A 19,671-nucleotide genomic window follows, 5' to 3' on the forward strand; every position below is an offset into this window, starting at 1 on the left:
GCGCTCAGCCCCGCTCCGCCGCTGGCTGCCAGATCTTCACCGCGGTCGCGTCGAGGTCGCGGGGAATCAGCCTGGCCTCGCGGAAGGTGTCGGCGATGGCCTGCTGCTCGCCGAGCTCTGACCGCACCACCGGCGTGACCTCGTAGGTCCGGCGCCGGTTCACGGTGGCGACCACCTCCGGGGAGAGGTCGCCCCAGATCGGCGCGAGGAGCGCCACCGCCGCATCGGGCTCGGCCTTGACCCAGCGTCCCGCTTGCCGGAGCGCGTCGTAGACGATCCTGACGACCCCCGGGTTCTCGGCTACGAAGCGGTCGTTGGCGAGATAGTAGCGGTGGTAGCTCGACAAGCCGGTGGCGTCGGCCAACACCCGCACCGGCCGCTTGGCCTGCGCGATAGCGAGGAACGGGTCCCAGATCACCCAGGCGTCGAGGCTGCCCTGGCCGAAGGCCGCCAGCCCCTCCGGCGCTTGGAGATAGGCCGGCTTGATGTCGGTGAAGGCGAGGCCCGCCCGCTTGAGGGCGGCTGCCAGGATGAAGTGGCAGCCCGACCCGCGCGAGACGCCGACCATGCGGCCCTTCAGGTCGGCGATGGAGCGGATCGGCGAGTCCTCGGGGACGATGATGGCTTCCGCCGAGGGCGAGCCGACCTCGCGGGCATAGAAGGTGAGCGGCGCATCGGCAGCCTGGGTGAAGATCGGCACCGCGTCGGCGACGTCCGCGTGGAGATCGACGGCCCCGGCGTTCATCGGCTCAATCACGCTGGTGAAGAGGTGCCAGGAGGGCGCGAAGCCCAGGGCCTTCAGGCGCTCGTCCAGGGTACCCTTCGCCTTCAGGACGGTGAGCAGGGTCGAGGAGCGCTGGTAGCTCAGGCGGACGGTCCGCTCGGCAGCGTGGAGCGCCGGCATCCCGAGGGGCGCCAGCGCTGCGGCCCCGAGGCCGGCGCGCAGGATCCTCCGGCGCGACAGGACGGTCCCGCGCGGCGTGTCGTCGGTCATGAATCGTCTCCGGGTGGCAAGTCTTGCACGGAGCAAGTCCCGCAGGGCGCAAGTCCCGCAGTGGAAAGTCTCGTGGGACAACGTCGCGCACCGCGCCGCCGACGGTCTTCGCGGGACCGTTCGCGGATCACTTGTGCCGTTGCTGTGAGATCACGATCCCGTGCCGAAGATTTACCGGCGCGCGCCAAGATTTCGAAAGAAAATAGTTTTTCGAATTTGTGCGCTTTCTTGGGGGAATGCGCCTGCGGATCGACAATGCTCGAGAATGGTGGCGGTCCAGGACTGCATCGCGGGGTGACGCGGCCCACACCCCTCTTTCCACCGGGAGGCATTGATCATGGCCAGGAGCGGGATCACGCCTCCGGTGCGCGGATCGCGGGCCCGGGGAAGACCCTTCTCGCGCGACCGTCCGGCACCACGGCTTTCATCCTTGATGGCGTCGCAATTTGGCCTCTGCTTTCATTGACTGAGTGCGGAATGGTCGTGAATAAATGAAGCTCATTTCTTTGCTTCAAGAGACCTGACCTCGTCTTCCGGCTCCCGAGATCGGCAAGCGCGGGGCCGGGCCGCGGATCATCCCGTCCATGCCGTCGACCATCCATTCCGCCGAGGCCGTGATCCGCTTCGAATCCGTCTCGAAGACCTACGCGCCCCGGCGCAACGGGGCGGCGGTCGCCGCCCTGGACGGCATCGACCTCGCGGTTCCGGCCGGGTCGATCCTGGGCATCATCGGGCGCTCGGGTGCCGGCAAGTCGACCCTGATCCGCCTGATCAACGGCCTGGAGCGGCCGAGTGCGGGCCGTGTCTGGGTCGGGGATGCCGAGGTGTCGGCCCTGCGTGCGCGGGAGCTGCGCGCCCTGCGGGCCCGGGTCGGGATGATCTTCCAGCACTTCAACCTGCTCTCGTCCCGGGACGCCGCCGGCAACGTCGCGCTGCCCCTGGAGATCGCCAGCTGGGCACCGGTCGCGATCCGGGCGCGGGTCGCCGAGTTGCTCGATCTCGTGGGGCTCACGGATCAGGCGGGGCGCTATCCCGCCGAGCTGTCGGGCGGACAGAAGCAGCGCGTCGGCATTGCCCGGGCCCTGGCGACGCGGCCGGAGGTGCTGCTCTCCGACGAGGCGACCTCGGCCCTGGACCCCGAGACCACCCGGTCGATCCTGGCGCTCCTCGCGCGCATCAACCGGGAGCTCGGCCTCACCATCGTGCTCATCACCCACGAGATGTCGGTGATCCGCGCCGTGGCCGACCGCGTCGCAGTGATCGAGCACGGCGCCATCGTCGAGCAGGGCTCGGCCTTCGACGTCTTCACCCGGCCGCAGACCGAGATCACGCGCTCCCTCCTCGCGGGCGAAATGGGCCACGGGCTGCCCCCGGTCCTGGCGGCGCGGATCGGAGCCGGCCCACGCCCGGGCGCGACCGTGGTGCTGCGCATCGCCTTCGAGGATGCCCCGGACGGCAGCGCGATCCTGGCGCGGCTCGCCCGCGACACCGGCATCGAGGCCGCGATCCTGGCCGGCACCGTGGACGAGATCGGCGGTCGTTCGTTCGGCTCCCTGGCGATCGGGCTGCCGCCGGCGCCCGACGTGGCGGCACGGGCGCGGGCCTACCTGGCGCAGCACGGCATCGACAGTCAGGTCCTGGGATACCTGCCGCCGGCCCAGGAGGCGTCCCGTGTCGCCTGAACTGATCCGTCTCCTCGTCCAGGCCACCGGCGACACCCTCACGATGGTGGCGCTCGCCGCCTCCCTCGGCACCCTGTTCGGCCTGCCGCTGGGGATCTTCCTGGCCACGAGCCGGCGGGGCGAGCTCCTCGCCGCGCCGATCGCAAACGCCGTGCTCGGCTTCGTCGTCAACGCGACCCGCTCGACGCCCTTCATCATCCTAGTGGTGGCGATCATCCCCTTCACCCGGCTCATCGCCGGCACCTCCATCGGGACCCTCGCCGCCACGGTCCCGCTCACGGTGGCGGCGACGCCCTTCCTGGCGCGCCTGATCGAGGCGGCGATCCGTGAGGTCGATCCGGGCCTCGTGGAGGCAGCCCGCGCCTTCGGGGCGAGCCCGGGGCAGATCATCGCCAAGGTGCTGATCCCCGAGGCGCTGCCCGGCATCGTGTCGGGCCTGACCCTGGCGGTGGTCTCCCTCCTCGGCTTCTCCGCCATGGTCGGCGCCGTCGGCGGCGGCGGCCTCGGCGATCTCGGCATCCGCTACGGCTACCAGCGCTTCCGGCCCGAGATGATGCTGGCCGTGGTCATCGTCCTCGTGGTCCTCGTCCAGGCGGTGCAGACCGTCGGCGAGGGCCTGGCGCGGCGCCTGAACCGGCGCATCCGGCAGGCCTGACGCGCCCCTTCGCACCCCTCCCGCCTCCAACCCGGACGATCCGCCATGCTGCGCGCCCTGACCCTCGCCGCCCTCCTCGCCGTGTCCGTCTCGGCTGTGCCCGCTCCAGTGCGGGCCGAACCCCTGACGCGGCTCCGCATCGGGGCGACGCCGGGGCCGCACGCGCAGATCCTCGAGGCGGTGAAGCCGATCGCGGCGCAGCGGGGGCTCGATCTCCAGATCATCGAGTTCTCCGGCTACGTCGTGCCGAACGAGGCCCTCTTGCCCGGCGAGATCGAGGCGAACTCGTTCCAGAACCAGCCCTTCCTCGACAACCAGAAGGCCGACCGGGGCTACCGGATCACCGGCGTCGGCCTCACGGTGAACTTCCCCCTCGGCATCTATTCGAAGCGCCACAAAAGCTTCGACGCGGTGCCGAACGGCGGCACCGTGGCGATCCAGAACGACCCGACCAATGGCGGGCGCTCGCTGCTGCTCCTGCAGGACAACGGCGTGATCAAGCTGGCCCCCGGCACCGGGTTCAAGCCGACGGTGGCAGACATCGTCGAGAATCCGCGCAGGCTCCGCTTCATCGAGGTGGACGCGGCCCAGACGCCTCGCGCCCTCGACGACGTGGACGCCGCGGCGGTCAACACCAACTACGCGACGCCCGCCGGCCTCAAGCCCTCCGACGCGCTCCTCAAGGAGGAGCCGAAGGGGCCCTACGTGAACATGCTGGCGGTCCGCGAGGCCGACAAGGACAAGCCCTGGGTCAAGGCCCTGGTGGAGAGCTACCGCACGCCGGAGACCAAGGCCTTCGTGGAGACGACCTTCGGCGGGGCGGTGCTCACGAGCTGGTAGGCCGCGCCGGTCAGGCGGTCTGCGCCACCGGACGCGGGGGCGCGGCGAGGGACTGGTCCAGCAGGGCCCGCAGGGTGCGCGCGGTCAGATCCTGGGCCGCCGCGTCCCCGGAGCGAGGCGCATCGAGCGCGACCGTCTCGTGGATGCGGCCGGGATGGGGGCGCATGACCACGACCCGGTCCGCGAGGGACGCGGCCTCGGCGACGTCGTGGGTGACGAGGACGACGGTCGGGCGGGCCTCGGCCCAGAGCGCCAGCAGGTGGCGGTGCAGGTCCTCGCGCGTGACGGCGTCGAGGGCCGAGAAGGGCTCGTCGAGCAGGAGAACCCGGGGGTCGGCCACGAAGGCCCGGGCGATGGCGACGCGCTGCTGCTGGCCGCCGGAGAGCTCGCGCGGCCAGCGCCCCGCATGCTCGGCGAGACCGACGCGGTCGAGGGCGCGGGCCACCCGGGCCCGGCGCTCGGCCGCCGGCCGGTCGGCGAGGCCGAAGCCCACATTCTCGGCGATGCTGAGCCAGGGCAGCAGGCGCGGCTCCTGGAAGACCAGGCCGAGGCCGGGATGCGGGCCGTCAATGGTGACGCCGTCGAGCCGGATGGAACCCGCCGTCGCCACGTCGAGGCCCGCCACAAGGCGCAGGAGGGTGGTCTTCCCGCAGCCCGAGCCACCCACCACGGCGACGATCTCGCCGGGCGCGAGGGAGAGGGTCAGGCCGGAGAGCGCCCGCGTCCCGTCCGCGTAGGTCTTCGAGAGGTCCTGGATCGTCAGCATCGCTCTGTGTCCGAAGCCATGATTTCGGCGGGGCCGGTCCTAGAGGACGCCGCGGCTGACATCCTGCCAGCGCAGCAGCGGCCGGGTCGCCAGGACGAGGAGGCCGTCGGCGAGCTTGCCCAACAGGGCGAAGGCCAGGATGGCCGCCAGGATCTGGTCCGGCTTCCCGAATTGCTGGCCGTCCACCAGGAGGTAGCCGAGCCCTTCCGAGGCGCCCATCAGCTCGGCCGCCACCACGAACAGGAAGCCGAGCCCGAGGCCGGTGCGGAGCGCCACCAGGGTGCCGGGTAGTACCGCCGGCAGGAGGATGCGGCGGGCGAGCGCGAGGCGCGACAGGCGGAAGATGCGCCCGACCTCCACGAGCTTGCGATCCACCGACGCGATCGCGCCGGAAACTCCAACATAGACCGGGAAGAACACCCCGACGGCGATGAGCACGACCTTCGGCGTCTCGAGGATGCCGAGCCAGAGGATGAAGAGCGGCACCCAGGCGAGCGAGGGCACCGCCCGCAGGGCCTGCAGGCTGGGGTCGAGGAGGTGACGGGCCAGCGGCAGCGTGCCGGTGAGGGCGCCCACGAGGATGCCCGCCCCGGCGCCGGCCACGAAGCCGAGGGCGACGCGCAGCAGCGTCGCCTGGACGTGCAGGCGGAGGTCCCCGGACTGGGCCAGCGCCAGCAGCGTCCCCAGGACCCGGCTCGGCGGCGGCAGCAGCCGCCCCTGGGCGAGGCCCGACCGGATAGCGAGCTCCCAGCCCAGGGCGAGGGCCAGGGGGATCAGGATGCCGAGGACGAGGCGCCCGCCCGTGCGACCGGCACCCCGTCGCCAGGATCGGTTCAGCCCGGGCATTGCCGGAGCGGTGCCGTCGCCTCCCGTGCCGGACGCGAGGAGCGGGGACGCGGTTCCCGCGCTCACCGCTCGGACCCGGCTGTGAAGCGGGGATCGATCAGCCCGTCGACGGCCGCGGCCACGTCGGTCTCCGCCGGGATCACGCCGGCCTGCTGAAGGGCGACACCCGCCGCTCGGATGCTCTCGGCCTGGACCCGGCCGATCTCGGGCCGGCTCAGATCGGTGCGGGCGAGCTGGCGGGCGATCACGGCTTCGGGCAGCTTGGTCGCGGCCACGAGGGCGCGCGTCACGGCCTCCGGGTTGGCGATCGCATAGGTGCGCGCCTGCTCGTAGGCGGCGATGACAACTTTCACGAGGTCCGGATGGGCCTTGGCGAAATCCTCGCGCACGTCGAGGACGCCCCAGGTGTTGGCGGCCGGGTCCCGGAAGAACAGGCGGGTGCCGCCCTCGATCTCGGAGGCCGCCATCATCGGGTCGAGGCCGGCCCAGGCGTCGACGTCGCCGCGCTCCAGGGCGGTGCGCCCGTCGGCATGCTGGAGCAGGACGAGCTTGGCGTCCTTCTCGGTGAGCCCTGCGCCTTGGAGGGCGCGGACGAGGAAGATGTGCGGATCGGTGCCCCGCGTCACCGCGATCCGCTTGCCCTTGAGGTCCGCGGGCGTCCGAATACCGCTGTCCTTCGTGGTCACCAGGGCGGTCCATTCCGGCTGCGAGTAGGCGTAGATCGCCTTGACCGGGTTGCCGTTGAGGCGCGCCAGCAGAGCGGCCGCCCCGGCCGAGGAGCCGAAGTCGATGGCCCCGCCGTTCAGGAATTCCAGCGCCTTGTTCGAGCCGAGCGACTGCGTCCAGCGCACGGCGATGCCCCGCTCCTTCAGGGCGGATTCGAGGAAGCCCCTCTCCTTCAGGACAAGGCTGACCGGGTTGTAGGTCGCCCAGTCGAGGCGAACCTCCGTCACCTCGGCGGCCTCGCTCCGCCGGGCCGCGCCCAGCGGCAGGAGGGCCACGCAGGCGGCGGCGAGGAGAAAGCGGCGGTTGAGGGAGACGTGGCGGCGCCGCGGGCGGATCGTCATGGGCTCGGGGTCCTGATGCGTAGAGGAGGGACGGGTCATGGGGCGGTCGGCACCCGGATCGCGGCGGCGGGGAGGCGATGGGGCGGCCGCGGCAAGCCGAGGTTTTCGCGCAGGGTGCGGCCCTCGTAGTCCGTACGGAACAGGCCGCGGCGCTGAAGCTCGGGGATCACCAGGGCGGCGAAGTCGTCGAGGCCGCCGGGCAGGGTCGGCGGCATGATGTTGAAGCCGTCGGCGCCGTGGGCCTCGAAACGCTCCTGCAGCGCGTCGGCGATCTGGCCCGGGGTGCCGACGAGGGTCCAGTGCCCGCGCGCGCCGGCGATGCGCAGGTAGAGCTCGCGGATGGTCAGCCCCTCGCGCCTTGCCAGCGTCAGCATCAAGGCCTGCCGGCTCTTGCCGCCCTCGGTCTCGGGCAGGTCCGGCACCGGGGCCTCGTCCGGATAGGCCGACAGGTCGGCGCCGGCGAGCTGTTCGAGGAGCGAGCGGCCGACCACGGGGTGGATCAGATCCTGCAATTCCCCATAGCGGTCCTGAGCCTCGCCCTCCGTGCGCCCGACGACCGGGAAGGCGCCGGGCATGATCTTGAGATGATCGGGGTCGCGCCCGAAGCCGGCCATGCGGCCCTTCACGTCGGCGTAGAAGGCGGTCGCATCCGCCAGGGTCTCTTGCGCGGTGAAGACGATCTCGGCGGTGCGGGCGGCCAGCGCCTTGCCGGCCTCGGAGGAGCCGGCCTGCACCACGACCGGGTGGCCCTGCGGCGGGCGCGGCACGTTGAGGGGGCCGCGCACCGAGAAATGCGCGCCCTCGTGGGCCAGCAGGTGCAGCCGGTCGGGGTCGAAGAACCGGCCGGACTCCCGGTCGCGCACGAAGGCGTCGTCCGCGTAGGAATCCCACAGGCCCCGGACCACGTCGACGAACTCCTCCGCCCGGGCGTAGCGGTGGGCATGGGCGAGGTGGCTCTCGCGGCTGAAGTTCCAGGCTTCGCGCGGATCGGCGGAGGTCACGAGGTTCCAGCCGGCCCGGCCCTCGCTGAGGTGGTCGAGGGAGGCGAACTTGCGGGCGACGTGGAACGGCTCGTTGTAGGTGGTGGAGGCGGTGGCCACGAGGCCGATCCGCTCGGTCACCGCCGCGAGGTGGGAGAGCAGGGTCAGGGGCTCGAACTGCCCGACGTAGCGGATCGCCGTCCGGCTCAGGGCGTCGATGTCCTCGCCCCGGACCGCGACACCGTCGGCAAGGAAGATCAGATCGAACTTCGCCGCCTCCGCCGTCCTGGCGATCCGCCGGTAATGCGCGGCGTTGACCCCGGCATCGGCCTGGGCGGACGGGTGCCGCCAGGCCGCGACGTGGTGCCCGCCAGGATACAGGAAGGCGCCGAGGCGCATGCGGTCGGAGCGGGCCGGCATCGCGGGCTGACCTCAGGCCGAACCGACTCGGTACTCGCGCGGCGGCGCGGTGCCGTTGACCGCGAAGGCCCCGACGATGCGGTCGCGGTAGATCCGCGGATTGTGCGAGGCGATGGTGCGGGCGTTGCGCCAGTAGCGGTCGAGGCCCAGGCCCTCCTTCACCGCGGAGGCGCCCAGCGCGTCGAACAGGCCGGTGGTGGCCTCCAGCACGAGGTTCGTCACCACCGTGACCGCCTGGTTGACCTCGACGTCGGCAAGCGCCGCCGATCCCGTCGGATCGGCCCCGTCGCGGCGGACCTCGAACACCCGCTGCAGCGCCTCGGCCGCCTTCAGCACGATGGCGCCGGCCGCGTAGGCGTTGCCCCGCACGCGGCCGACCACCGCCTGGATCTGCGGGTCGTCGCCGGTGCGGGCCGCGTTGCCGTGGCTGTAGACGCGCCGGCGCTCGCCCACGAGCCGGGCGACGTCCTCGGCCGCCGCCCGGCCGATGCCGGCCAGCGTGGCGAGGTGCACGAGCTGGAAGAACGCCATGGCGTAGGGGAAGCGCGCCGGGTCCGGCTTGATCCAATCGGCCTCGACTACCACCCCGGTGAAATGCGCGGTGCCGCTCGCCGTCAGCGCCTGCCCGAACCCGTCCCAGTCGTCGACGATCTCGACGCCCGGGGCCTGGGTCGAGACCACCGCGACCACGGGCGCGCCGTCCTCGTCCTGGGCCGAGAGGTGGATCCAGTCGGCGAAGAGCGAGCCGGTCGTATAGAACTTCCGACCGTCGACGACCCGCTCGGCCCCGCGCCGGCGGAGGATGGTGTCGAACTGGCCGACCTTGGCCTCCCCGGTCTCGGAGACGCCGCTGCCGATGGTCTCCCCGGCGGCGATCCGCTCGGTCCAGCGCGCCCGCCATTCGGGCGAGGTCGAGCACAGCACGTCCTTGGTGAAGCCGAAATGCGCGCGCAGCGCGTTGGTGACGTTGGAATCTCCCTGCGACAGCTCGATCAGCAGATTGAACAGTTCGGGCAGGCTCGCCCCGTGCCCGCCCGCCGCTTCCGGTAGCCGAAGGGTGGTGAAGCCCGCTTCCTTGAGCCAGCCGATCTCGGCATGCGGCAACCGGCGTTCGCCGTCCCGGGCCACGGCGGTCGCACGGATCTCGGCAAAGGCCGGTCGGAAGCGTGCGGCGAGGTCCTCGTAGCGAGCGCTCGGGCCGGCACCCCAGCCCGCATCCGTTTGCGACATGATCCTGCAATCCCGTCCTGAGCCGCGTCCGAACCAACGGACCAGACGCGGCGGCAGCCGTTGGAATCCGGGATTATCGCTCGAAACTCAAGTCTTCGTGCCGATAATACCGTGATATCGCACCAATTTGGGATGCGTATCTCTTCGATCATCCATGGATGAACGATCCTGCTACTACGAAGTCATTGAGGAAAAGAACGTTCTTGTTGACCGGATGGACGGGACCAATACCCTGACCTTCCCACCCTGCGGACGGATCCTCCGATGACGATGCGCCGAGAACTGCGGCTGAACGCCTTCCAGATGGCCTCGCCGGGCCATACCTGGGCCGGCCTGTGGCGGCATCCGCGCGACACCGGCAGCGCCTATTACAGCCTCGACTATTGGGTCGATCTGGCGCGCACCGCCGAGCGCGGCCTCTTCGACGGAATTTTCCTCGCCGACGTGCTCGGGCAATACGACGTCTACGGCGGCAGCGCCGACACGGCCCTGGCGCGGGCCGCGCAGGCGCCCAATCTCGATCCGTTCCTGCTGGTGCCCGCCATGGCGCAGGCGACGCGCCATCTTGGTTTCGGCGTCACTGCCAATCTGACCTACGAGCACCCCTATCTCTTCGCCCGCCGGATCACGACCCTCGACCACCTCACCGGCGGCCGGGTCGGCTGGAACATCGTCACCGGCTATCTCGAGAGCGGCGCCCGCGGCATGGGCCAGGACACGGCCCGGGCGCACGACGCCCGCTACGAGGCGGGGGACGACTTTCTGGAGGCCGCCTACAAGCTGTGGGAGGGCAGCTGGGAGGCGGGCGCCGTGCGGCGCGACCGGGCCGGCGGCGTCTTCACCGATCCGGAACGGGTCCACCGCATCCGGCACGACGGTCCTTACTACCGCGTCGACGGCCGCCACCTCGCCGAGCCCTCGCCCCAGCGCACGCCGGTGCTCTACCAGGCGGGCACCTCCCGGCGGGGCAAGCTCTTCGCGGGGCGCCACGCCGAGGCCGTGTTCCTCAACGGCCAGACGAAGCCGCTCGCCGCCAAGGCCGTGCGCGACCTGCGCGAGGCGGCCCGCGCCGCAGGGCGTGACCCTTACGACATCCGCATGTTCCTCGGCGCCACGGTGATCGTGGCGCCGACCCGCGCCGAGGCCCTGTCCTTACGCGACGAGTATGCGCGCTACATCGACGTCGAGGGCCAGCTCGCCCTGGTCTCGGGCTGGACCGGCATCGACCTCTCGACCCTGGGGCCCGAAGAGGGCTTGGCCTATGTCCAGACGAACGCCATGCAGTCCCTGGTGGAGACCCTGACGCAAGCCGGGGAGCGGCCCTTCACCCGGGCGGACTTCGCAGCGTTCGGCCCGCGCGGGGCCCGGGCGCCCTTCATCGTCGGCGCGCCCTCGGAAGTCGCCGACGAACTCGTCGCCTGGGCCGAGGCCACTGACGCCGACGGCTTCAACCTGACCCGCGCGGTAGCGCCGGAAACCCTGGAAGCTTTCGTCGACCTCGTCGTGCCGGAACTCCAGACGCGTGGCGCCTTCAAGACTCAGTATGCGGAGGGCACAATGCGCGAGAAGCTTTTCCCTGGCAGCGGCCCACTCCTGAAGGCAAGCCATCCCGGAGCGGTCTTCCGCCGCGGGACGCCGGAGGCCTTGCTGGCCGCGTCATGAAAGAGCGGAGGCTTGCGGCTCGCTACGAGCCAACTCGCGGTGACTTCGAAGCAAGCGTCCGCTTTATCAATTCGCGCACCCCAAAGCTGACAGGCCGAAAACCACCCGACCCGGTCGTCGAAAGGACGGGCGGGTTCCGACCGAGGCTGTGTCAAAAGTCCCTTCTGAGATAGACTTGCGGCCTCATCTGCGGAGGCCAGCATGCGTCGGTTCGTCGAAGGGCAGGATCGTCGGCAGTCCTGGTTGCTGCCCAGTTCGCTGGACGATTATGTCACCGCGGACAATCCGGTTCGGGTGATCGAGGCCTTCATCGACGAACTCGATCTCGGCACCCTCGGCTTCACCCGCTTCGAGCCCGCGGCGACGGGACGGCCTGCCTATGATCCGGCCACGCTTCTGAAGCTCTACCTCTATGGCTACCTCAATCGGGTCCCGTCGAGCCGGCGGCTTGAGCGGGAGGCGCAGCGCAACATCGAGGTGATGTGGCTGACTGGCCGCCTGGCTCCCGATCACAAAACGATCGCCAACTTCAGGCGCGACAACGGACCTGCGATCCAGGCGGCCTGTCGGCAGTTCGTGGTGCTGTGCCGCGATCTGCATCTCTTCGCTGGGGCAACCGTCGCCTTGGACGGGTCGAAGTTCAAGGCGGTCAACAACCGGGACCGCAACTACACCGTGGCCAAGGTCGCCAAGCGCCTGGAACAGGTGGAGGTCAGCATCGCCCGCTATCTCGCGACGCTCGACCGGGCGGACAGGGAAGGCAGCGACGTTCCCGAGGCGCGGACGCAGCGCATCGGCGAGAAGATTGCCGCTCTGCGCCGACAGATGGCCTTCCTGCGCGAGATGCAGGCGCAGGTGGAGATCGCGGACGACGGGCAGGTCTCCCTGACCGACCCGGACGCCCGCTCGATGGCGACGAGCGGGCGCGGCACCGGCATCGTCGGCTACAACGTCCAGATCGCCGTCGATCCCGAGCATCATCTCGTCGTGGCCCATGAGGTCGTCAACGAGGGCCACGACCGCACCCAGCTCGTGCCGATGGGCGGTCAGGTCAGACAGGCCATCGGTGAGCAGGAGATCACAGTTCTGGCCGATCGCGGCTACTACAACGGCGATGAGGTTCTGGCCTGCGAAGGCACGGGCGTCCTGCCGGCCATGCCGCGGGCCGACACGTCGGGTCGGGCCAAGAAGGGGCTCTTCGTGCGCGCCGCCTTCGTCTACGATGCCGCGGCCGATCACTACGTCTGCCCCGCCGGCGCTGTGCTGACGAAGTCCAACGCGCGCTCCGATCGACACGGTGACATCGACCACTACCGCAACCTGGACGCCTGTCATGCCTGCGCGACGCGGGCGCGCTGCACGCCCGAGAAGGTCAAGCGCTTCAAGCGCTGGAAGCACGAGGCGGTGCTGGAGGCCATGCAGAGGCGGCTCGATGCCATGCCCGATGCCATGGCGGTCCGGCGCGCCACGGTCGAGCATGTCTTCGGGACGCTGAAAGCCTGGATGGGCAGTACGCCCTTCCTGACGAAGGGCCTGAAAGGCGTGAGAACCGAGATGAGCCTCGCCATCCTCGCCTACAACGTGAAGCGGATGATCCGCCTGTTCGGTGCAACTTGGCTCATCCAGGCCATTCGAGCCTAAAGCTGCCCGCTGCGCCGCCGTCGTCATCCTGCTGATCGATGCTGGCGGCCACGATCAATGCGTTTTGACACGGCCTCGACCCAACCCGGCCGTACAATCATCTGTCGCGCGTTCTCAGAAGTGGATCCAGAGTGACGCACTGCATGGCGAGGTCCGTCGAAGTCGGGGCTTGCGGTGCTGTAGGAGCTCGCAGGAGAACTAAGGCTTACACAGGCCTCAGGCATGCCTAGGATTGCAGCGCCTGCGACTTCTGCATTCGTCGCTGGAGGTCTGACAGTACTTTGCTTCGGCACCACACCGCCGTCGTCTTTCTGGCCCTCGTTTCGAAGACCGGCTCGATGCCGGCTTGATCCAGGGCTTCCCTCATCCAACGGATGCCGGTTCCGATCTCCCTGGCGAGCGCGCCTGTGGTTGCGTAGGTGGCCTCGAAGGCAGCCAATGCATCCTCCTTGACCAAGATCTCTCCACAGGGCGACATGACTCCTCTCAGTAGGCCCTTTCGAACTATCCGGCCGATGTTGTCGGTTGGGACCTTGATGCGTCGTCCAACTTGTTCAAGGGTGAGGCCACCGCCTGCCTGCGCACGCCGTGCAATCCTGATGTCCTGCGGATCGACGAGCAAACCAGCAAACCCGGGTGCATCGCGTAGGACCGCTTTGACCTTCAGGTGTCCGGCAAGGATCATGGCGGCGCTACCTCGAACACCGTCAACTCTGGCGAACTTGCTGGCACGTGCGAGCGGGAGAAGTTCGATCGGAGTGACATCCACGATCGGCGCAGTACCGCGGAGCCGGTCTAAAACAGCAGTTATTTCGTCTCTGTCGAACACGTCCGTTTTCACACCTGATCGTCGATGAATCTCGGCCGGTAGTATGATTCGAGCCGAAACCAACATGTAGATCTGGCGCTTTGCCAGCCCAATCATGGCAGGTAGTTCATCTGCCCGAACGATTCGGGCGTGGATTGCACAAATTTCGTCGGCAACTTCCTGAGTAATGGCGAGTGGTGTTCCCCTTTTTGTTCGTTTAGGCCATGCGCCGAGTGCCTTGAGGTACCCTGCTGCAATCTGTGGTGAGCGTCCGCACCGTGTCGCGAGGTCTGAAAGGCTAAGCAGGGGCTGAACAGCCTGACGGTTCACCACCGAAGTCTTGTGAACCGGTCCTCGCGCTGCGGAATGTGTGAAAAGAGCCGCTCTGATGGCGTTCCCGCTGAAGCCCACTGGTAGCCGCTTGGCCCATAGATAGAGATATCCATAAACCTGTTCTGCGCCCCAGGCACCTAACCCAACGTGATCAGCTCGCGCCAATTTGTCTAGTAGAGCATCGAAGGCGTCAGGCCAGTCTCGGGCAATTTCGAAACCGGCTGAATGTATCTCGGCATGGCGTTCAGATGGAAACTTTGACAGGGCTCCAGTTGCTCCCCCTAGGAGAGCAACGCCCAAGCGTTCCATCGTATCGCAGGCCTCGTCCAGCGTTAGGCCGTCGAGAATCGGTACATCTACTCGAGGCATGCCGCCCAAACGTCCGACGACGTAGGCGTCCGCCAACGTTTCTCGACCCGCGATCGATATACCCTTGCAGGTCAGCAGAGAGTGGCCATTCCTGCAGCGGGTCAGCGAGCCCGCTTCCCAAGTGACGTCCGTTCCGCAAGTCATGCAAGTCGTGGCCAAGCGGGTACAATGTATTGGACACGTCTTGACTACGGCCACGTCCCACCAGAAGCGGCGATAGATGTTCCAATGTAGATGACGTCCCGATGGAGGCGCGCGAAGATCGTCCTCCCAGCAGCATGGACACCAGCGCCGTTCCGAGGTGGTCCAGTCATCCCTATGAAGTTTCTCACCCCCGAGTGTGACTCCCCGTTTCGTCACCTCGGCGGGTGTCCACCTTCGTACCATATCGTCGTCTCGGCCTAGGAAATCCAGGAAGGGTTTGGCCGTGCGCCCCTGAAGGATGTCGCTCAAGGTGTGTCCGGCGGTCCTGAGGCGCTCTCGGCTCCAAGGCTCGCCATTGATGTCGAAGGCGCGAAGTAAGTGCGCGGCCGCGGTCTCACCCTTCAACACGGGCGGGATAATGGTCAGGCGCATCGGCATCCTCCTACGAGACGTCGTCAGCGGGCGTCTTGTCTTCACCCATGCCAACCAGACGAGTGAGCGTGTCGAACTCGGCTTCCTTGATTTTCGGGCAAATCGAGATGTTCGGTACAAGGAAGGGATTGCGACGTGCGCCCACTTCGAAGATTTCCTCGAATACGAAGGCCAGGTGCTTGGTCTGATCGATGCAGGGGGCGCCCTGATCAATGGCGCGAAAGGCTGCCTTCTTGATTAGGTGCATCATGCGCCCAGTGTATCCCGACGAAGCCTTCAGCATGCGCTGGACCATGTCGGGGTCGGAGAGGCCGGAAGGGTCGGGGAATCCAAGTTTTGGCTCAACCAAGCTCAGGAATTTTTCGGCCTTCTTCACACCGGGACCCGTGTGGTCCAAGGGCTTGATGGAAACAACTGCACGTCGTCGAACCAGTTGGAAATCTTCCTTGAGCACTTGCCTCAACCAGGGCATACCCGAAAGTACGAGGCATATGGGCCGCGTGACTGCTCCGGGCGATAAAAGGGGATCTTCCGGGTTCGGGATGACGAGGTTTTTCAAGGTTTCTACCAAGGTTCGCCGCTCGTCGCTGGTGCGTCCCCGCAAAGTATGGTGAAATTCATCGATAATAAGGACGGAGACAAGCTGGGCATGCATCTGGCTTACAACACGGGACCAGATGTCGTGTTCTCTGAGATTTGCGCTTAGATCATCTCCTGTCATAGATTTATACAGAGAAAGTCCCAAGGTTTTTAGGGTGCAGGGACTCGGCGCCTTGATGAAGACCAGCGGACGGACGGGACCCGTCTCGTCGCTAAACGGCGCGAGAAGCGAATTCTTCTGTAGCCGAGCAAGAAGGTGTGACTTCCCGGCTCCAGATGGTGCCGGAATGATGAGGCAATCTCCTTCGATCTCTGCCGCAACGTTGTCCAGCATTTGGTTGAAGCGAGCAACTCCATTGATAATGACGTTCGTGTTGATGTGAATGCTGTCGACGCTCTTTTTCCATGCCCGTCGTTCCAAGTCTTGAGAACTTGCGGCAACGGCAAATCGCTCGCGCAGCCTGGGGACGTCCTCTCGGAGCTCGGTGACCGTGACGTCAGGACGGAGGATCTTCGGATCGTTCACTTGCAGCATGGGTTGGCCCCTACTCGGCGGTCCAGTTGTCGGGATCATCGGCGTCGAACGCCTCGGCGCTTGGCACCGCCGACGAGGTCGACGCGTGCGCCTGCGCCGCAAAAACCGCAGGCAGGGCTACGGTTTGGCCATGGGAAGCGATGAACTGGCGGCCGCCTTGTCCAACACGCGCCGAAGCTCTCCCGCTTTCGGCCGAGTTCATCCGGGCAGACCTCGCCGGGCGCCGCGTACGCAGGCGCTCGACCCCATGGGCTTGATCGTCCTCTGCCTCCCCAGCGATGTCGAACATCAGGTCGTCCGCGTGCTCGCGGAACCAGTCGATATCGGTATCGACCAACCGTTGCGGCCTAACGCCGGCCTTTCGGCACTCGGCTCGAAGCAGCTCCATCGAACGGAAAAGGGTCGCACGTGCAACGCGCTGGCCCTCTCGAGTCATGCGTCGGGCCGTCCGGACAACGTCGCGCCACTCTGCAAGGGAGGTGCCGTCTGCCAGGGGATCAATGCAAGGGACCTTGATCCAGCCGACCCCTTCGTCGACGAGGACAAGGAGGTGACTGAGATCGGATGCATCGACCTTGACGAGGAATTCATCGCCGAAGTGGAAGCCTTTCCTGCGGCGGACTCCCCTCAATTCGTTCGACTGATAGGTAAGGCCGAGGTAGGTGATTCCATCCCGTTGGATTGTTCTTGGCACGACCAATGCGATCAGTGGATCGAGGTCGTCGGCCGACGGCGGCAGGCGTACGCCCCAACCTCCCAGATCCTGCCAGCGTTGCAGGGGCGTGCGACCAAGCAAGCCGCCATGCTCACGATTGTGATAGATGTCGACGACCCATAACGTAAAGTATTCGACGATTTGGGGAAGTGTCAGAGCAGCCAGACCGACGCTGTCGTAATCGCCCTTCTCGCGGACATCTCGAAAAGTCCGACCCGGTAGGTAGGCACAGAAATCGCGTGCAATCGTGCCAAGGACACGTTCGACTTTCCCCTTAAGGTGTGGCTTGCGCCGCGGCATGTAGCGGAGTTCGAACCGCAGTTGCCCGGCAGCTGCCTTCATCGAGCGGGAGTGGAATTCACGTCCATTGTCGAGTTTGACCACCTCGGGAATGCCGAACACAGGCCAAGCCGTCATGACTCGAACGTTGGATAAGTCCTTCGGCAGCACCGCCATGCGCAGACAGTGCATGACCGACGTCCAAGACGGGCGTTCGTCGCTGATGTGAAATCCGACAATCATCCGGGTAGTGGCGCAGATCGCGATCGTAAGCCAGACGCGCTTCGTCCGCTTTTCCCTGCGACGCCGGTCCCGCGCCGGACTTCCATCGCTTTCCAAGACCAATACGTCGAGGGGTGTATGGTCGATCTCGACGACCTCAAGCGGACGCGTTGACTGAGGAGCCCTTTGGACGTGCCTGAAATGCTGCTCCGCCGCCGCCTTGCCCTCTCGATGTCTGATTTGGTCGAACAGACTGACGTTCGCCTTCACCCACCGCCGAATGGTCATTCCGTCCGGCGTCTTCAACGCTATAACTTGTTTGTTGTTTCTACGCTCGATTTCACCTTGGATGAGATTGATGACTTGGCTCAAGGGAGGGCCGTTTAGTAGGAGCCAGTCCTCGCGTATCCGTTTCGCGATAATGTGTTCGACTTCCGGGTCCAGGCGAAAACCCGTACGCCCCTTCCGATCATCCAACGGGATCAATGCCGCGAGAGACCTGCCTCCCTTGCGCCAGCGCCCGTACCATCCCTTGAGCGCGGAGCCGCTCCACCGTTCGAGCGGCACGTCGGCCGGATTGGAGCATTCATGCTCGATGGCCCGTTCGCGACGCTCGGCTGCGACGCGCTGCGAAATATCGTCAAAACCTTGGGGAACCTTCGTATGAGTGCCCAAGGCGAAGCACTGATCGCAGGCCTGCATATAGTCCAGGCGCATCAATGCCACCTCCTGCTGATGGACGGTGAAGCTATCAATGCTGCGAAGAATATTGTCCTTGACAGCCTGAGGTAGTCCGTCAGTTAAGTCGGTAATCAGCTGTAGTCGTCTAGGCTCACCAAAGTAGAGCTCGGCGAGCTCAGCATGCGTCTTCGTGATCGAGACTGGTCGCGCTCCGAGAGTGCGTAGGGTCACGCCGCTTTCATCGCGCGAGAGCACCTTGTGATACACGCCTTCGATGATGACGATGGCGTCTTCGTGCAGGCGGATTTGGCAGACGCTCATGCGCATGTCTGCCTCCGTCCAATCACGCTTCTAGTTTGGCGCCGCTGACTGCTGTCCTGGAGACCCGTAGCAGCTTCGCTGGGGAGCGGCGCCGTACGAGCGGTTCGAAGTCGCCGCAAGATTCGCTCGTCGCGTTGCGCATCAATGCGAAAGGGATCTCGGTGCCAACTGGGGAGCGAATCCTGGTAAGTGCCGAAGCGAAACGCTTGTCCTGGCATGGATCTACCTTCTCTCAGTGGAACGTCGGATAAGAGCGTAGTCATCGAAGGGCCGTCCTAAATCAGCGAGCTCGGCTTCTCCGCGGGCCACAAGGGAGACGATGGCTCGGAAAGCACGAGCCCCGAGGCTTGAGGCTGCCCGAAGTTCACGGACGCGGCCCAGGCCGCCAAAACGATCCAAAACCATCCGCATGGTATGCTGCTCCGTTTCGTCGACGACGAAGCTACGCTCGCTGGCAATCAGCGCCGCGTTCGCAACTCCGAGCGCGTCGATCTCGATCTCGGTCCAAAGTTCGAAGCTATCGTAGCCGGCTGCTCGTGCTCCAACTTCGATGAGGGGGCGGAATTCATCCCAGCCAAGCTTGACCACCTTCTTCAGTGGTTTGACCTCGACGCATATTGAGCGCCCATCGTCGAGATCCACGGCGAAATCTGGCGTGTAGCTTCGTCTCCGGAAGCCATCGTGCCACCAAAAGGCGGTGGGTTCCTCCTGGTAGCGTAGGACGGAATCGTCCTGCTCGAGTAGGATGATAAAGTCCCTAGCGAGCAGCCCCTCGTAGGCCACCATGCGGTAACCCATTCCTGGCTTGCCAGATGGAAATTCACCCGTGATGCAGTCGCGTCGTCCCGTGACTAGCTTGCGTGATGGGTTCGGCCGACCGACGTGACGGCTTTGCAGGCGGGGGGGCACGGTAGGCAGCCCTCGATATCTCGACCCCAGGCCTGTCAGCCTCCTCTCGGCTGATATTCGGAGTTGATCTGAAACGGCGCGAACGCTGCCGATGGCAGCCCGATGTAGAAGCGTAGGTTAGCCGCCTGAGATCCTCCCGGAGAAGCGGGCTGATCTACTGCCCAGCCTTCGAATTCATACTCGTGGATCCACAGCACACAATGAGATTTTCGCCAAGCCTTCTGTATCGGCTGGAGAACCGAAAAACTGCTTGGCAGGAAGTCTGGTTTCGATATGCGCGACAGATTCATGGGAAGTCTCCTCGAAAGGTCGACCTCACCTGCTGGTCAAAGCGCATCCATGCGCGCTCGTTGCGCGACGTTGCCGAATCTGGCAAAAACGTCGTCGCAGAGCGAACGCAATTGCGTCCGGCCAGCCGGGTGTGGTTCGAGATTTGGGTTTTGAGCGAGGGTTTCGAAGGCGCCCGCTCTTGACCCTACTGCGCTTGAGGAAGCACGCGATCCAAAGGATCGCGTGCTTCTTGCGTTGTAGGCGGATCGG

Annotated in this window: 16 protein-coding genes and 1 pseudogene; 5 read left to right on the forward strand and 12 right to left on the reverse strand. The window is 66.5% G+C overall.

Annotated elements, in window-relative coordinates; translation table 11 throughout:
- Nucleotides 1–4: 4 nt before the first annotated feature.
- Nucleotides 5–904 (reverse strand): ABC transporter substrate-binding protein, encoded by a 900-nt coding sequence (locus tag K2X24_RS05120; RefSeq protein ID WP_292495346.1) that lies wholly within the window; start codon nt 902–904, stop codon nt 5–7.
- A 674-nt stretch (nt 905–1,578) separates the two neighbouring features.
- On the opposite strand from K2X24_RS05120, the gene K2X24_RS05125 reads away from it, so the two are divergent.
- From K2X24_RS05125 to K2X24_RS05135, 3 genes are read left to right on the forward strand one after another with little or no spacing between them, the layout of a single operon-like run.
- Nucleotides 1,579–2,676: an ATP-binding cassette domain-containing protein gene (locus K2X24_RS05125; RefSeq protein ID WP_292495316.1), complete on the forward strand. Its 1,098-nt coding sequence runs from the start codon at nt 1,579–1,581 to the stop codon at nt 2,674–2,676.
- Nucleotides 2,666–3,331 (forward strand): methionine ABC transporter permease, encoded by a 666-nt coding sequence (locus K2X24_RS05130; protein WP_056488684.1) that lies wholly within the window; start codon nt 2,666–2,668, stop codon nt 3,329–3,331. The genes K2X24_RS05125 and K2X24_RS05130 overlap by 11 nt, the downstream gene beginning before the upstream one ends.
- A 45-nt stretch (nt 3,332–3,376) precedes the next feature.
- Entirely contained in the window at nt 3,377–4,171 is a 795-nt protein-coding gene (locus K2X24_RS05135) for a MetQ/NlpA family ABC transporter substrate-binding protein (RefSeq protein ID WP_292495318.1), read from the forward strand.
- Between the two features lie 10 nt (nt 4,172–4,181).
- Here the strand turns inward: K2X24_RS05135 and K2X24_RS05140 are convergent, their stop codons facing one another.
- The 5 genes from K2X24_RS05140 to K2X24_RS05160 all read right to left on the reverse strand — a co-directional run bounded on the left by K2X24_RS05140 (nt 4,182) and on the right by K2X24_RS05160 (nt 9,480).
- Entirely contained in the window at nt 4,182–4,937 is a 756-nt protein-coding gene (locus K2X24_RS05140) for an ABC transporter ATP-binding protein (RefSeq protein ID WP_292495320.1), read from the reverse strand.
- Nucleotides 4,938–4,976: 39 nt separating this feature from the next.
- Nucleotides 4,977–5,783, reverse strand: a complete 807-nt coding sequence (locus K2X24_RS05145) for an ABC transporter permease (protein ID WP_056488800.1) — start codon at nt 5,781–5,783, stop codon at nt 4,977–4,979.
- 62 nt (nt 5,784–5,845) lie between these two features.
- Complete coding sequence (locus tag K2X24_RS05150) at nt 5,846–6,850, reverse strand: aliphatic sulfonate ABC transporter substrate-binding protein (RefSeq protein ID WP_292495322.1); 1,005 nt, start codon at nt 6,848–6,850, stop codon at nt 5,846–5,848.
- A 35-nt stretch (nt 6,851–6,885) separates the two neighbouring features.
- Nucleotides 6,886–8,250 carry an LLM class flavin-dependent oxidoreductase gene (locus K2X24_RS05155; RefSeq protein WP_292495324.1) on the reverse strand — a complete coding sequence of 455 codons (1,365 nt, stop codon included), beginning with the start codon at nt 8,248–8,250 and terminating at the stop codon, nt 6,886–6,888.
- Between the two features lie 12 nt (nt 8,251–8,262).
- Entirely contained in the window at nt 8,263–9,480 is a 1,218-nt protein-coding gene (locus K2X24_RS05160) for an acyl-CoA dehydrogenase family protein (protein ID WP_292495326.1), read from the reverse strand.
- A 270-nt stretch (nt 9,481–9,750) separates the two neighbouring features.
- Between K2X24_RS05160 and K2X24_RS05165 the strand changes: the two genes are divergently transcribed.
- Together K2X24_RS05165 and K2X24_RS05170 are read left to right on the forward strand one after the other, a co-directional pair.
- Entirely contained in the window at nt 9,751–11,142 is a 1,392-nt protein-coding gene (locus tag K2X24_RS05165; protein ID WP_292495349.1) for an LLM class flavin-dependent oxidoreductase, read from the forward strand.
- A 201-nt stretch (nt 11,143–11,343) separates the two neighbouring features.
- The gene (locus K2X24_RS05170) at nt 11,344–12,783 is read left to right on the forward strand and encodes an IS1182 family transposase (protein ID WP_292495328.1); all 1,440 of its coding nucleotides are present in this window, start codon (nt 11,344–11,346) and stop codon (nt 12,781–12,783) included.
- Between the two features lie 226 nt (nt 12,784–13,009).
- Here K2X24_RS05170 and K2X24_RS05175 read toward each other — a convergent pair whose 3' ends face one another.
- The 6 genes and pseudogenes from K2X24_RS05175 to K2X24_RS05200 all read right to left on the reverse strand — a co-directional run bounded on the left by K2X24_RS05175 (nt 13,010) and on the right by K2X24_RS05200 (nt 19,421).
- On the reverse strand, nt 13,010–14,329 hold the full coding sequence (locus tag K2X24_RS05175; protein WP_292495351.1) for a hypothetical protein: 1,320 nt from the start codon (nt 14,327–14,329) through the stop codon (nt 13,010–13,012).
- A gap of 132 nt (nt 14,330–14,461) precedes the next feature.
- Nucleotides 14,462–14,875: pseudogene (locus K2X24_RS05180) on the reverse strand (TniQ family protein); the annotation flags it as partial.
- A gap of 4 nt (nt 14,876–14,879) precedes the next feature.
- Nucleotides 14,880–16,004, reverse strand: a complete 1,125-nt coding sequence (locus K2X24_RS05185; protein ID WP_292495330.1) for an ATP-binding protein — start codon at nt 16,002–16,004, stop codon at nt 14,880–14,882.
- Between the two features lie 10 nt (nt 16,005–16,014).
- Nucleotides 16,015–18,228: a DDE-type integrase/transposase/recombinase gene (locus tag K2X24_RS05190; RefSeq protein ID WP_292495331.1), complete on the reverse strand. Its 2,214-nt coding sequence runs from the start codon at nt 18,226–18,228 to the stop codon at nt 16,015–16,017.
- 216 nt (nt 18,229–18,444) lie between these two features.
- A complete protein-coding gene (locus K2X24_RS05195; RefSeq protein ID WP_292495333.1) occupies nt 18,445–19,008 on the reverse strand; it encodes a hypothetical protein in 564 nt (187 codons plus the stop codon).
- A 158-nt stretch (nt 19,009–19,166) separates the two neighbouring features.
- Complete coding sequence (locus K2X24_RS05200; RefSeq protein WP_292495335.1) at nt 19,167–19,421, reverse strand: hypothetical protein; 255 nt, start codon at nt 19,419–19,421, stop codon at nt 19,167–19,169.
- Nucleotides 19,422–19,671: the final 250 nt, after the last annotated feature.

This window comes from Methylobacterium sp. (assembly GCF_019750675.1).
Lineage (GTDB): Bacteria > Pseudomonadota > Alphaproteobacteria > Rhizobiales > Beijerinckiaceae > Methylobacterium.

What these genes read in the sequence shown, in the direction of transcription:
- K2X24_RS05120 (WP_292495346.1), bottom strand. Translation starts at nt 904, where the DNA reads ATGCCGGCGCTCCACGCTGCCGAGCGGACCGTCCGCCTGAGCTACCAG.
- K2X24_RS05125 (WP_292495316.1), top strand. Translation starts at nt 1,579, where the DNA reads ATGCCGTCGACCATCCATTCCGCCGAGGCCGTGATCCGCTTCGAATCC.
- K2X24_RS05135 (WP_292495318.1), top strand. Translation starts at nt 3,377, where the DNA reads ATGCTGCGCGCCCTGACCCTCGCCGCCCTCCTCGCCGTGTCCGTCTCG.
- K2X24_RS05140 (WP_292495320.1), bottom strand. Translation starts at nt 4,937, where the DNA reads ATGCTGACGATCCAGGACCTCTCGAAGACCTACGCGGACGGGACGCGG.
- K2X24_RS05145 (WP_056488800.1), bottom strand. Translation starts at nt 5,783, where the DNA reads ATGCCCGGGCTGAACCGATCCTGGCGACGGGGTGCCGGTCGCACGGGC.
- K2X24_RS05150 (WP_292495322.1), bottom strand. Translation starts at nt 6,850, where the DNA reads ATGACGATCCGCCCGCGGCGCCGCCACGTCTCCCTCAACCGCCGCTTT.
- K2X24_RS05155 (WP_292495324.1), bottom strand. Translation starts at nt 8,250, where the DNA reads ATGCCGGCCCGCTCCGACCGCATGCGCCTCGGCGCCTTCCTGTATCCT.
- K2X24_RS05160 (WP_292495326.1), bottom strand. Translation starts at nt 9,480, where the DNA reads ATGTCGCAAACGGATGCGGGCTGGGGTGCCGGCCCGAGCGCTCGCTAC.
- K2X24_RS05165 (WP_292495349.1), top strand. Translation starts at nt 9,751, where the DNA reads ATGCGCCGAGAACTGCGGCTGAACGCCTTCCAGATGGCCTCGCCGGGC.
- K2X24_RS05170 (WP_292495328.1), top strand. Translation starts at nt 11,344, where the DNA reads ATGCGTCGGTTCGTCGAAGGGCAGGATCGTCGGCAGTCCTGGTTGCTG.
- K2X24_RS05185 (WP_292495330.1), bottom strand. Translation starts at nt 16,004, where the DNA reads ATGCTGCAAGTGAACGATCCGAAGATCCTCCGTCCTGACGTCACGGTC.
- K2X24_RS05190 (WP_292495331.1), bottom strand. Translation starts at nt 18,228, where the DNA reads ATGCGCATGAGCGTCTGCCAAATCCGCCTGCACGAAGACGCCATCGTC.
- K2X24_RS05195 (WP_292495333.1), bottom strand. Translation starts at nt 19,008, where the DNA reads ATGGTGGCCTACGAGGGGCTGCTCGCTAGGGACTTTATCATCCTACTC.
- K2X24_RS05200 (WP_292495335.1), bottom strand. Translation starts at nt 19,421, where the DNA reads ATGAATCTGTCGCGCATATCGAAACCAGACTTCCTGCCAAGCAGTTTT.